At 68.7% G+C, this 12,911-nt stretch carries 12 protein-coding genes; 6 read left to right on the top strand and 6 right to left on the bottom strand.

What is annotated here, in order from left to right; all coding sequences use genetic code 11:
* Positions 1-15: 15 nt before the first annotated feature.
* The 6 genes from AC1DXX_RS05825 to AC1DXX_RS05800 form a co-directional block, all read right to left on the bottom strand.
* Complete coding sequence (locus tag AC1DXX_RS05825; protein ID WP_478133221.1) at positions 16-1,263, bottom strand: O-antigen ligase family protein; 1,248 nt, start codon at positions 1,261-1,263, stop codon at positions 16-18.
* Positions 1,264-1,405: 142 nt separating this feature from the next.
* Positions 1,406-2,605, bottom strand: a complete 1,200-nt coding sequence (locus AC1DXX_RS05820) for an ATP-binding protein (protein ID WP_478133220.1) — start codon at positions 2,603-2,605, stop codon at positions 1,406-1,408.
* A gap of 7 nt (positions 2,606-2,612) precedes the next feature.
* A complete protein-coding gene (locus tag AC1DXX_RS05815; RefSeq protein WP_478133219.1) occupies positions 2,613-3,335 on the bottom strand; it encodes a response regulator in 723 nt (240 codons plus the stop codon).
* A gap of 183 nt (positions 3,336-3,518) precedes the next feature.
* Positions 3,519-4,349, bottom strand: a complete 831-nt coding sequence (locus tag AC1DXX_RS05810) for a beta-ketoacyl synthase chain length factor (protein ID WP_478133218.1) — start codon at positions 4,347-4,349, stop codon at positions 3,519-3,521.
* Complete coding sequence (locus AC1DXX_RS05805) at positions 4,346-5,554, bottom strand: beta-ketoacyl-[acyl-carrier-protein] synthase family protein (protein ID WP_478133217.1); 1,209 nt, start codon at positions 5,552-5,554, stop codon at positions 4,346-4,348. Before AC1DXX_RS05805 ends, AC1DXX_RS05810 begins: the two co-directional genes overlap by 4 nt.
* 143 nt (positions 5,555-5,697) lie before the next feature.
* Positions 5,698-7,065 (bottom strand): AmpG family muropeptide MFS transporter, encoded by a 1,368-nt coding sequence (locus AC1DXX_RS05800; RefSeq protein ID WP_478133216.1) that lies wholly within the window; start codon positions 7,063-7,065, stop codon positions 5,698-5,700.
* Between the two features lie 81 nt (positions 7,066-7,146).
* On the opposite strand from AC1DXX_RS05800, the gene AC1DXX_RS05795 reads away from it, so the two are divergent.
* The 6 genes from AC1DXX_RS05795 to hpxZ all read left to right on the top strand — a co-directional run bounded on the left by AC1DXX_RS05795 (position 7,147) and on the right by hpxZ (position 12,903).
* Complete coding sequence (locus AC1DXX_RS05795) at positions 7,147-8,010, top strand: M48 family metallopeptidase (RefSeq protein WP_478133215.1); 864 nt, start codon at positions 7,147-7,149, stop codon at positions 8,008-8,010.
* A 125-nt stretch (positions 8,011-8,135) separates the two neighbouring features.
* Positions 8,136-9,854 (top strand): allophanate hydrolase, encoded by a 1,719-nt coding sequence (atzF, locus tag AC1DXX_RS05790; RefSeq protein WP_478133214.1) that lies wholly within the window; start codon positions 8,136-8,138, stop codon positions 9,852-9,854.
* 13 nt (positions 9,855-9,867) lie between these two features.
* A complete protein-coding gene (locus AC1DXX_RS05785; protein WP_478133213.1) occupies positions 9,868-10,866 on the top strand; it encodes an ABC transporter substrate-binding protein in 999 nt (332 codons plus the stop codon).
* Between the two features lie 2 nt (positions 10,867-10,868).
* Complete coding sequence (locus tag AC1DXX_RS05780) at positions 10,869-11,696, top strand: ABC transporter permease (protein WP_478133212.1); 828 nt, start codon at positions 10,869-10,871, stop codon at positions 11,694-11,696.
* Positions 11,693-12,526, top strand: a complete 834-nt coding sequence (locus AC1DXX_RS05775) for an ABC transporter ATP-binding protein (RefSeq protein ID WP_478133211.1) — start codon at positions 11,693-11,695, stop codon at positions 12,524-12,526. Before AC1DXX_RS05780 ends, AC1DXX_RS05775 begins: the two co-directional genes overlap by 4 nt.
* Positions 12,523-12,903: an oxalurate catabolism protein HpxZ gene (gene hpxZ, locus AC1DXX_RS05770; protein WP_478133210.1), complete on the top strand. Its 381-nt coding sequence runs from the start codon at positions 12,523-12,525 to the stop codon at positions 12,901-12,903. Before AC1DXX_RS05775 ends, hpxZ begins: the two co-directional genes overlap by 4 nt.
* The last annotated feature ends 8 nt before the right edge of the window (positions 12,904-12,911 follow it).

The raw sequence follows: 12,911 nt of genomic DNA, 5'->3' as shown, positions 1-12,911 counted from the left end.
TGACGCTGCGGGGCCTCAGGGCGCGAGGACCGGCGCCGGTTTTCCCGGCCACGGCCACAGGTCGCGCCACGGCGCCGGGTCCTGCTTTTCCTGCGCGAGCCGCAGGTACACCATCGCGATCCAGAGCAGCGCCAGTCCGATCTGCGCGTCGCGCAGCGCCGAGTTGACGCTCGAGGCGATCAGCGCGATCAGCGTCGCGCCCAATGCGTAGCGGCCCGCGATGTCGGGGCGTTTCCAGGCCTGCCACACGGCCGCCACCATGATGACCAGCAGGCTCAGCAACGCGGGCAGGCCGCCTTGTGCGCCCACCCACAGGAAGTCGTTGTGCGGCATGTTCGAATCTGCGAACAGCACCGGGCCGCGCTTGTGCCACTGGGCGGTCCAGCCGCCGATGCCCCAGCCGGCGAGCGGCCGGTCGGCGATCATGAGGCCGGTTTCGCGGTACATGTAATAGCGGATGACCCAGCTGCCCTTGAAGACGGCGCCGGCCTGCGCCTCTTCGATTTCCTGCACGCCGGTCTCGACCTTGTGCTGCAGCTGCGGCAACTGGTAAAGCGCAGCCCCCAGCACCACGGCCCCCAGCACCAGCGCGCTCACCAGCATCTTCAGATGATTGCGCCACTGGTGGATGCACACCACCGGCACCACCAGCAGCAGCGCGAGCACCGAGGTGCGCGAGGTCAGGGGCAGCGCCACCACGAGGCCCAGCCCGAGCATCAGCACAAAGGCCGGAATGGCGCGCAGTGGCCTGTGCGCGGCGATCTGCGCCAGGCCCCACACGGCGGCCGTGGACGCCACCACGCTGAACAGCAGCGCGTTGCTGATCGACTTGTTGCCCACCTCCATGACCACCGCGCGCAGCGGCGACCAGATCGGAAAGCCAATGGCGTAGTAGAGGACGATCAGCAGCACGTTCAGCGCCGCGATCAACAGGAAGCCGCGCAGCGCCCAGATCGCTTCCTCGCGCGTGAGCGCCATCGCCATCAGGATCGTGAGACCGATGCGCAGCCCGTGGAACAGGTTGGAGCCGGTCTCGGGGTAGTGCGGCCCGAAGGCCAGCACGAGGAGGGTCCAGGCCAGGTAGGCGACCACCGGCCACCACAGCGGGTTGGCGCGCAGGCGTGCGAAGCGTTCACTGTACCCGCCGGCGGCCCCCATGGTGGCGAGCAACAGCAAGGCGGAAAGGTAGGTGACGCCGACCGGCATGAACACCACCAGCCCCCAGAACATGGCCGCGGGCCGAACGATGTGCGATCTCTGCATAGGGGCGGGATTTTAGGTGGACAGGCTTGGTACTCCCCCAGGCTTCGCGCACTTCGCGTCGCTTTCTCCTTCCCCCTCGCCGGGGGCGACGCCAGCGGCCCGGCGAAGCCGGTTCCGCGGCGTCCCGTGAACGAGACCGGGGTCAGTGGGCGTGTGCTGCCACCGGCAGGCGGATGACGAAGCTCGCGCCACCGTCCACGCGGTCTTCGCAGCGCACGGTGCCGCCGTGCCGCTCGGCAATCGACTTCACCAGCGCCAGCCCCAGGCCGACACCGCCGTTGCGCTCGCTGGCGCCGGGCAGGCGGTAGAAGGGCTCGAAGATGCGTTCGCGCAGGGCCGGCGGCACGCCGGGGCCGCGGTCGTTGACGCGCACGGTGGCAAAGCCGTTGGCGCTGCCGAGCTCCACGCTGATTTCGCCGGCGCCGTAGCGGCGGGCGTTCTCGAGCAGGTTGCGGATCGCGCGGCGCAACAGGCGCGACACGCCCGGCACGGTGAGCGTCGCGTTGTCGGTGCCTTCGGCCAGGTCGAGCTCGGCATTCACCTGCGAACATTCCTCGGCTGCGAGGCCGGTCAGGTCGACGGCCTCGATGGTGCCCAGGTCGGCTTCGCTGGCGTCGAGCCGGCTGGCCAGCAGGATTTCGTCGATGAGCTGGTCGAGCTCGCCGATGTTGCGCGAGATTTCTTCGCGCGCGGCGGGGCTCGGACGTTCGCCCATCAGCTCCAGCCCCATGCGGATGCGGGTGAGCGGCGAGCGCAGCTCGTGCGATGCGTTGGCCAGCAGCGACTTGTGCGAACGCACCAGCTGTTCGATGCGTTCGGCCGACGCGTTGAAACGTTTGGAGAGATCCGCCACTTCGTCCTGCCCTTCTTCGGTCACGCGCACCGAGAGATCGCCCTCGCCCCAACGCTGCACGCCGCGCTGCAGCGATTCGAGCCGCTGCGTGATGCGCCGCACGATGGGGTAGACGCCCAGTGCCACTGCCACGCCCACCAGCGCGATCATCCAGCCCAGCCCGAAGGGCGTGCGCCACGGCGTGAAGCCGCCGCTGCCGGTGGGCCGCTCGCGCGGCGCCACGCGCAGCGTGATGGCCTTGCCGTCGCTCAGCGTCACATCGAATTCCAGTCCCTGGCCCGGCACGCGCAATGCGGTGCCGGAGCCGATCGTCCGGTCCTGCGCATCGAGCACGACCACGTTGCGCGGCACCGGGGCCAGCCGTTCGCGCTCGGCCTCTGCGGCTTCGCGCACGATCCAGTTGGCCATCAGCGTGAGGATGACGACGCCGCCCACCACCGCGAGCCAGATGCGGACGTAGAGGTGGCGGGAATAGAGGCCGCGCAGCATCAGCCGGTCAATCCTGTTGTTTCGCAAACACGTAGCCCACGCCGCGCACGGTGAGGATGCGCTTCGGGTTCTTCGCATCGACCTCGATGGCGGCGCGGATGCGGCCCATGTGCACGTCGATCGAGCGGTCGAAGGCCTCGAGCTCGCGGCCGCGCACGGCTTCCATGATCTGGTCGCGCGTGAGCACGCGGCCCGCGCGCTCGGCCATCGCGACCAGCAGGTCGAACTGGTAGGAGGTGAGGTCGGCCAGCACGCCGGCCACCGACACGGTGCGCGCGTTGCGGTCGATCTCCAGCGTGCCGAAGCGCATCACGGTGGAGGCCTCGGTCTCGGTAGCGTTCTCGCTGCGACGGCGCAGCACCGCGCGGATGCGCGCCAGCAGCTCGCGGGGCTCGAAGGGCTTGGGCAGGTAGTCGTCGGCGCCGATCTCCAGGCCGATGATGCGGTCCATGGGGTCGCCCTTGGCGGTGAGCATCAGCACCGACACCTTGGAAATGGGGCCGGGCAGGGCGCGGATGCGGCGGCACACCTCGAGCCCGTCGGTGTCGGGCAGCATCAGGTCGAGGATCACGAGGTCGGGCGCGTGCTGCTGCAGCTGCTCGAGGCCGCTGGCGCCGTCGCCGGCGTGGTTGAAGGCGAAACCCGACTGCGTCAGGTACTCGCCCACCATCTGCGCCAGGCGGGCGTCGTCTTCGATCATCAGGAGTTGGGGGGTGCTCATGCGCTTCATGGTGGTCCACGGGGAGCAAGCGGGCTTGAACGCTCCGTAAAGTTGGGTAAACGCAGCGTCGGGCGGTCAACCGGAAGTGCTGCGAAAAACATAGCGCCCTGCCCAGTATCCATGGGCGCTACATGCCTCGTTCGATCGCAAATCAGCAACGCGCGGGGTGCGGCCCGCGCCGACCGGCCGGCCTCAGCCGGCGCCGTGCAACTGCAGCCGCAGCGCGAGCGAACCCGACAGCGGCAGCTGGATCGGCACCCCGGCGCTGCCCTCGACCTGCGCCAGCGACTCGAACAGGCCCAGCGCATCGGCCATCGGATTGATGCCCGCCAGCGTGGCCGCGGCCGCAGAGCGCGGTGCGGTCGGCGTGCCGGCAGTGCCGCTCGCCAGCGACCAGTTGAACGCGGCCACGGTGCGCTCCGTGCGCGCGGGTGCGATCACCATGGCCACCGCCAGCAGCCCGCGGCTTTCGGTCACCGAGGTCAGCGGGCCGACCGTGGGCGTGTCGAAGCCCACCAGCAGCACCGGGCTCTGGTCGGCCGCGCATTGCACGGCCGCTTCGAGCAGGCCGGCGGCAAAGCTGTTCTCGTAGGCCGAGACCGAATTGCTGGCGGCCATGCAGCCGGTGCCGATGGTCCAGTAGCCCACCGCAGCGTTGTGCACCGAGTTGTGAAAGCGCGTGGGCGACAGCACCGTCGGATCGGTGGCGAGCGTGCTGCACATGTAGTCGTTGATCGAGAGGTCGCCGTGCGCCGAGATGAACACGCAGGGCACGTCGGCCGCATTGCGGCCCGAGGCCGCCATCGCGGCGGCCGCCACTTCGAGCGCCAGCGCCACGGTGTCGGGCGCGCGGCGGCGTTCGGCCGGGGCCAGCACCTGCGGCGAGGGCCGCTTCGCGGGCGGATCGGTCAGCGTGCCCTCGCCGCGGAAGGCTGCGCGCGCGGCGTCCCAGCCCGGAAGCGTGGGCGTCCAGAAAGCCGGACCTTCGATGTAGAGGGTGGGGGGCGTTGCGGTGGTGCTCATGCCGCTTCTGCCTTGCCGAACACCAGCGAGCAGTTGTTGCCGCCGAAACCGAAGGAGTTGGAGAGCGCATAGCGCACCTCGCCATGCGCGGGCTCGAGCTTGATCTGCGGGCCGAAGCCTTCGTCGAGCGTGTGGGTGTTGACCGTGCCCGGCATCAGGCCGCGTTCGATCGCCAGCAGGCTGATCACCGCCTCGACGATGCCTGCGGCGCCCAGCGTGTGGCCCATGAAGCCCTTGGTCGAGCTCGCGTGCGTGCTTGCGGGGAAGCGGCGTGCCACCAGCGCGCCTTCGACCTCGTCGTTCTTCTGGCTCGCGGTGCCGTGCATGTTGATGTAGTCGATGGCTTCAGGGGCGAGGCCGGCGCGTTCCAGCGCCTCGTCGAGCGCGCGCTCGGCGCCCAGGCCCTCGGGGTGCGGGGTCGACATGTGGTGTGCGTCGCTGGCCTCGCCATAGCCCAGCAGGTGCAGCGGCGAAGCGGCCGCGCCGGTCTGCACGCGCTCGACCAGCGCAAAGCCCGCCGCTTCGCCGAGGCTGATGCCCTTGCGGCCGGCATCGAAAGGCCGGCACGGCTCGCTCGACACCAGTTCGAGCGAGTTGAAGCCGAACAGCACGCTGCCGCAGAGCGTGTCCGCCCCGCCCACCACGGCCGCGTCGGCCAGGCCCAGGCGAATGAGCCGCTCGGCCGAGGCGAACACCTTGGCGCTCGACGAGCAGGCGGTCGAGATCGTCTCGCTCGGGCCGTCGAGGCCCAGCACCTGCTGCACGAACATGGCCAGCGAGTGGGGCGTGTGCACCGCGGGCCGGCGCTGGTCCATCGGGAACATGCCGTCCGCGTCGAGCTGGGTGTAGGCCAGCTCGGTCTCGCCGATGCTGGAGGTCGAGGTGCCGAGGATTAGCGCGATGCGCGAAGCGCCGTACTTTTCACGTGCCGCCGCCACCGCTTCGATGAAGCCATCCGCATGCAGGCCCAGCCAGGCGAGCCGGTTGTTGCGGCAGTCCCACGAGGCCAGCGCCTCGGGCAGGCGGATGTCTTCGAGCCCGTCGACGCGGCCGATCCACGTGGGCAGCGGCGCGTCGCCGAAATCGTTGGCACGCAGGCCGCTGCGCGATTGCTCGAGCGCTTCGGCGAGCGACGCCTTGCCGACGCCCACGGCCGAGGTGGCCGTGTAGGCGCTGATCTGGAGGGGAGAAATACGGGAAGGCACGATGAATGTTGGGGCAGGCGGCAAGCGGAAGGGCGTCGGGGAGCGACAGGCGTAATTTTCACGCAATGAATGTCACAGCCTACCAGCAGTGCACGCCGCGCTGCGTCGGCTGTTTCCTATAGACGCCGCCTAGGGCCAGGGCCCTATTGACGGTCGGAGGCGCTTGTGGTCGTTGTCAGCCGGGAAGCCAGCGCCACCAGCACCAGCACGGGCACGCCCAGCAGTGCGGTGGCGGTGAAGAAGCTGCTGTAGCCGTAGGCATCGACGAAGACACCCGAATAGCCGGCGATGAACTTCGGCAGCAGCAGCATCAGCGAACTGAAGAGCGCGTACTGCGTGGCCGAATAGCTGATGTTGGTGAGGCTCGACAGGTACGCGATGAAGGCCGCCGAGGCGATGCCGCCGGCCAGGTTGTCGGCCGAGACCACCGCGATCAGCGCCGTCAGGTCGTGGCCGCGCGAGGCCAGCCAGGCGAACAGCAGGTTGCTCGCGGCACTCAGCACCGCGCCCAGCATCAGCACGCGCATTACGCCCAGCCGCATCGACAGCACGCCGCCCACGAAGGCGCCGGCCAGCGTCATGATCACGCCGTAGATCTTGCTGACGGTGGCCACCTCGTCCTTGGTGAAGCCCATGTCCACGTAGAAGGGGTTGGCCATGATGCCCATCACCACATCGCTGATGCGGTAGATGGCGATCAGCGCGAGGATCAGCGCGGCCTGCCACCTGTAGCGGCGGATGAAGTCGGCAAAAGGCTCGATCAGCACGCTCTGCAGCCACTCGGCCGCGTTCTTCGCCTTGGGCAGTTCGCGTCGCACCGGCTCGGGCGACAGCAGCACCGTGAGCACGCCGACCGCCATCGAGGCCGCCATGACCAGGTAGGCCGTTTTCCAGGCCCCGTTCTGATAGGCCGCCGCACCCGCGACGGCCGCCGCGGGCGCCACCTCGGCCCAGGCCGCGACCCACAGCACGCCGGCGCCGGCCCAGATCATCGCGAGGCGGTAGCCGGTTTGATAGGCGGCGGCGAGCGCGGCCTGCTTGCGCGTCTCGGCCGATTCGATGCGGAAGGCGTCGAGTGCGATGTCCTGCGTGGCCGAGCCGAAGGCCACCAGCAGCGCGCACCAGACCAGCGGCGTGAGCCCGTTGCGCGGGTCGTTCGTCGCCATGCCGATCAGCCCTGCGATCACCACGCCCTGCGCCAGCAGCAGCCAGCCGCGCCGGCGCCCGAGCAGCGTGGTCAGCGGCGGCAGCGGCAGCCGGTCGACCAGCGGCGCCCAGACCCACTTGAAGCCGTAGGCCAGCCCGACCCAGCTCAGGTAGCCGATGGTGGTGCGGTCGATGCCCGCTTCGCGCAGGCGAAAACTCAGCGTGCCCAGCACCAGCAGCAGCGGCAGCCCGGCCGAAAAGCCCAGCGCCAGCATGCGCAGGGTGGCAGGCTCGAGGTAGACCTTCAGGGCATCGCGCCAGGGCGGCTTGGGGGCGGTGGGGGTTTCTACAGGCGTGGCGGACATGAACCCCGGATTGTCCATGAGCCGCCGGGGGCATCGGCCAGCCGGCCTTTTCTTCTTCATTTGTTCCTATCATCCGAAGCCATGTGCACACGATGCGAACGCCCCCTTTCCGCCAGCCCTCCAGCCTCTTCCGCCTCGCCCTGGCAGCCGCGGCGGGCCTTCCTGCTGGCGGCGGCCGGTGCCGCCCTGAGTGGCCCGGCGTTCGCGCAGGTCAACGTCGGCAATGCCTCGATGGCGCGCAACCTGGTGCCGGCGGACCGGATCGAGGCGGCCGGTGTCCAGCAATACGGCCAGCTGCTCGCACAGGCCCGCGCCAAGGGCGCACTCGCAGGCGACAACAATGCCCAGCTGCAGCGGCTGCGCACCATCGCGCAACGGCTCATTCCCTTTGCGACGCCCTGGAACACGCGTGCGCGCGAGTGGAAGTGGGAGGTCAACCTGATCGGCAGCAAGCAGATCAACGCCTTCTGCATGCCCGGCGGCAAGATCGCCTTCTTCACCGGCATCCTCGAGCAGCTCAAGCTCAGCGACGACGAGGCCGCGATGGTGATGGGGCATGAGATGGCCCACGCGCTGCGCGAGCATGCCCGCGCCCGCCTGGCCAAGAGCGCCGGCACCGGCGCTGCGCTCTCCATCGGCGCACAGCTGCTCGGCCTCGGCCAGATGGGCGACCTCGCGGCCCGCGCCGGCACGCAGTTGCTCACGCTCAAGTTCAGCCGCAGCGACGAGACGGAGGCCGACCTCGTGGGCCTCGAACTCGCGGCGCGCGCGGGCTACGACCCGAAGGCCTCGGTCACGCTGTGGAACAAGATGGCCGCGGCCTCGAAGAGCCAGGGCGCCCTGAGTTTCCTCTCGACCCACCCGAGCGGCCCCGACCGCATCGCCAAGCTCGAAGCGAACCTGCCGAAGGTCGAGAAGCTCTACCGCGACGCCAGGCGAAGCTGATTGATGCATGACTCCCTCTCCCAGGGGGAGAGGGGGTAAATCCCGAATCCAAGCTTCCGATTGCAGGCCTCACGCAGGCTGGCATATTGCTTGCATCTTGACTTGTACACAAGTTTGGATGCCTGATGATGGTGCATGAACACAACGCGCTGACTGCCGCTGCCTGGATTGCCAAATTCGCGGCGCCCGTGGTTGGCGCCGTGGCCAGCGAGACCCCGGGCGTGACCCTGCCGCTGGCCGGCCTGCGCTTCGCGGTCAAGGACAACATCGACGTGGCCGGCGTGCCCACCACCGCCGCCTGCCCGGCCTTCGACCGCCGGCCCGCGGCGCACGCAGCGGTGGTGCAGCGCCTGCTCGAAGCCGGTGCATCGCTGGCCGGCAAGACCAACCTCGACCAGTTCGCCTGCGGCCTCAACGGCACGCGCTCGCCGTATGGGGAAGTGCCCAATGCCTTCGACGCGCGCTATGTCTCGGGCGGCTCCAGTTCCGGCTCGGCCTATGTGGTGGCGGCCGGCGAGGTCGACTTCGCCCTCGGCACCGACACCGCCGGCTCGGGCCGCGTGCCGGCCGGGCTCAACAACATCGTCGGTCTCAAGCCCTCGCGCGGCCTGCTGAGCACCTTCGGCGTCCTGCCCGCCGCGCAGAGCGCGGATTGCGTTTCCATCTTCGCGCGCACCGTGGCGCTGGTCGTCGACGTGATGATGGCCGCCGCCGGCCACGACGCGCGCGACCCGTATTCGCGCGACATCGCCATGCGCCGCAGGCCGCTGCCCGCGCGCTTCTGCTTCGGCGTGCCCGACACGCTGAGCTTCTTCGGCGACACCGCGGCCGAAGACGCCTTCCGAGATGCGCAGGCGAGGCTCGTGGCCCTGGGCGGCACGGCCGTCGCCATTCCCTACGGACCGCTCGCCGAGGCGGCTGCGCTGCTCTATGAAAGCGCGCTCGTCGCCGAACGCTACGCCGCGGTGCGCGGGTTCTTCGATGCGCACGCCGACGAAGTGATCGAACCGGTGCGCAGCATCCTCGCGAGCGGAAAAAGCTACACGGCCGCGGATGTGTTCGACGCGCAAACGCAGCTGCGCGCCATCGCGCAACAAGTCGAACCGATGTGGCGCGACATCGACGTGCTGCTGGTGCCCACCGCGCCCACGCACTACACCCGCGAACAGATGCGCGCCGATCCGGTCGTGCTCAACCGCAACCTCGGCGCGTACACCAACTTCGTCAACCTGCTCGACTACGCAGCGCTTTCGGTGCCGAGCAGCCTGCGCGCGGACGGCCTGCCTTTCGGCATCACGCTGATCGGCCCCAGCGGCAGCGACCTGGCGCTGGCCGAACTGGGCCAGCGCTATCACCACGCCACCGGCCTTGCGCAGGGCGCGACCGGCCTGCCACTGCCCGCGCCGCGCCCCTTGCCGGGGCTCGCAGCCCCGGCCCCGCAGACCCTGCCCATTGCCGTGGTCGGCGCCCACCTCTCGGGCATGCCGCTCAACGGCCAGCTCACCGAGCGCGGCGCGACGCTGCTGCGCACCGCGGCCACATCGCCCGCCTACCGCCTCTTCGCCTTGCCGGGCACCACGCCACCCAAGCCGGGCCTGCAGCGCTGTGCGGAAGGCGGCGGCGCCATCGCGCTCGAGGTGTGGGCCATGCCCATCGCGCAGGTCGGCAGCTTCCTCGCGCTGATTCCGCCGCCGCTCGGCCTGGGCAGCGTCGAGCTGGCCGACGGCACCTGGGTGAACGGCTTCATCTGCGAGGCCCACGCACTGGCCGGCGCGCAGGACGTGACCCACCACGGTGGCTGGCGTGCCTATGTCGCCAGCCGCGCCCCTGCCATTTCCAACTGATCCAGGAGCCCCGATGAGCACCCTCGAAAAATCTTCCGCGTCGCGCCGCCAGCTGCTGCAGGCCGGCGCCGCGGGCCTGGCCGTGCTGGCCGCACCCGCCATCGTGCGCGCGCAGGCCGCACCCAAGCTGCGCATCGGCTTCTGGCCCGTGGCGGCAGGGTTGCCGTTCTTCGCGGCGGTGGACAGCGGTTACTTCAAGGAGGCGGGGCTCGACGTGGAACCGCTCAAGTTTGCGGGGGCGCAGCAGGTCATGGAGGGCATGCTCGCGGGCCGCTGCGACGGCAGTGCCAACGGCACCGGCTCGGCCAACCTCGCCATCGGCGAGATCGCGCAGCCGGGCCTCTTCAAGATCTTCTGCACCAACCCGAGCAACGCGAAATTCGTGCTCGACGAATTCATCGTCGCCAAGGACAGCCCGGTCAAGACCATGGCCGAACTGGCCGGAAAGAAGGTCGCCTCCGGTCCCGGCATCCAGAACGTCACGCTGTGCAAGACCATGCTGGAGCGCGCTGGCGCCAAGGGCGCGGTCGTGAGCGAGCTGCCCATCGGCCAGCACGTGGCCGCACTGGTCGCGGGCCAGGTCGATGCCTGCTACACGCTCGAGCCCACCGGCACCGTCGGCCGCATGAACGGCACCACCAGGGTGATCGAAGCGGGTGTCGTTGCGAAGTACATCCTCGGCGACCCGATGGCGCCGTGGCATGGCGGTGCGGCCAGTCTCACCACCGAGTTCATCAAGAAGAACCCCGAGGTCGCGAAGAAGTACATCGCGGCCTATGCGCGCGGCGTGGAGCTGGTGCGCACCAGGCCCGACGACGCACGCCAGTACATGAAGGGCTACACCGCCATCGAAGGCAAGCTCACGGCCGAGGTGCCGCTCGCTTCGTACATGCTCTACAACGAGTTCAAGCCGAGCGACGTCGCGTACTTCCAGAAGTTCTACGACCTGTTCACCGAGAAGGGCATCTTCGAAAAGAAGGTGCTGGTGGACGGCCTGCTCTACAAAGCCTGAGCATGGCCGACGCAAGCACGACCACGGCCGCGCCGTGGACTCCGCCGGCCAGCGCCGCCACAGCGGCACCGAAGCCGCCGCTGTGCGACCGCCTGCTGCCCTTCATCGGCCCCGTGGTGCTGTTCATCGTGTGGGACCTGGTGGTGCGGCTCGGCTTCATCAAACCCATCCTGCTGCCGACGCCGGCCGACACCATCGCCGCGCTGATCACGGGGCTCGCAGGCGGACCGCTGCTCACCGACTTCGCGATGACGGTGTGGCGCACGCTGCAGGCCTTTGCCATTGCGGCAGTGATCGGCGTGCCGCTGGGTGTGCTGCTCGGCAGCAACGAGAAGGCGTACCGCAGCGTCGAGTTCCTGATCGACTTCTTCCGCTCGACGCCGTCGTCCGCGCTGATTCCGCTGTTCCTGCTGATCTTCGGCGTGTCCGACGTCAACAAGATCGCCATCGCCGCCTTCGGTGCGCTGCTGATCGTGGTGTTCAACAGCGCCTACGGCGTCATCAACGCCCGCAAGCAGCGGGTGATGGCGGCGCGCGTCATGGGCGCCTCGCGCTGGCAGGTCTTCAAGGACGTGTTGATCTGGGAAAGCCTTCAACCCAGCTTCGTGGGCCTGCGCTCGGCGGTGTCGATGGCGCTGGTGATCGTCATCGTGGCCGAGATGTTCATCGGCTCGGACACGGGCCTTGGCCACCGCATCATCGATGCGCAGCAGGTGCTCAACGTGAAGAGCATGTACGCGGCCATCCTCGCGGCGGGTGCGCTCGGTTATGCGTTGAACATTCTTTTCCTTATCGCCGAGCGCCGCATCGTGCATTGGAGCGGAAGATGAAAGTCACACAGGACATCGTCATCAACGGCCCGGTGTACGCCGACGTGCCCAAGCCGGCCTTCAAGCCCGGCCCGGCCGGCACGCACATCACCCTCCGCGGCCTCACCAAGTACTTCGCGGGCTGGCAGCTGTACGAGAACTTCGACCTCGACATTCCGAAGCACAAGATCGTCTCGGTGTTCGGGCCCAACGGCTGCGGCAAGTCCACGCTGATCAACATGATCGCGGGCCTGATTCCCATCGACGCGGGCGAGATCCTGTTCGACGGCAAGCAGCGAAAGGACACCAAGATCGGCTACGTGTTCCAGAACTACCGCGAAGCGATGTTTCCGTGGATGCGAACCATCGACAACATCGCCTACCCGCTGAAGCTCGAGGGGCGAAGCAAGGCCGAGGTCGATCGGCGCATGGAAGAGCTGGTGGCGTCGTTCGACGTGAAGTTCGACCTGAAACGCTTTCCGTACGAGCTCTCGGGCGGACAGCAGCAGACCGCATCGATCATGCGGGCGCTCGCACCCAATCCCGAGGTGCTGTTCCTCGACGAGCCCTTCTCCGCGCTCGACTTCGAGATGACGCTCTTCATCCGCGAGAAGCTGCAGGAGGTGTTCATGCAGACCGGCACCACCATGCTGCTGGTGTCGCACGACCTCGAAGAGGCCGTCTACCTCGCCGACGAAGTGCTGCTGCTGACCAAGCGGCCGACCAGGGTGGCCGAGATCCTGCGCTACGGCGATGCGCGCCCACGCACCGTCGAGACGCTGAGCACCGAGCACTTCGTCGCGATGAAGAAATTGAGCCTCGACATCTTCCAGCGGGAGGTGCGTCGATGACCCTCGAGATCAACATCCCCGAGGTGCACGCCGAAGTCAGCGCCGTGTTCGCACGGTATGAAGAAGCACTGGTGACCAACCAGCGAGAGGTGCTCGACGCGCTGTTCTGGAACAGCCCGCACACGCTGCGCTACGGCTTCTCCGAAAGCCACTATGGCCACGCCGACATCCGCGCCTTCCGCGCCTCGCTGCCCGTACAGAGTCCGCCGCGCGAACTGCTGCGCACCGTCATCACCACCTTCGGCCGCGATTTCGCGACGGCGAATGTCGAGTTCCATCGCGAAGGCAGCCGCCAGATCGGCCGCCAGAGCCAGACCTGGATACGCACCGCCGAAGGCTGGCGCGTGGTCGCCGCCCACGTGAGCCTGCCGGCCTGAACGCGCGG

This window comes from Variovorax sp. P4_B10 (assembly GCF_056402375.1).
Note: the sequence above shows the minus strand (reverse complement) of the source record. Positions and strands in the feature narration are given on the sequence as shown.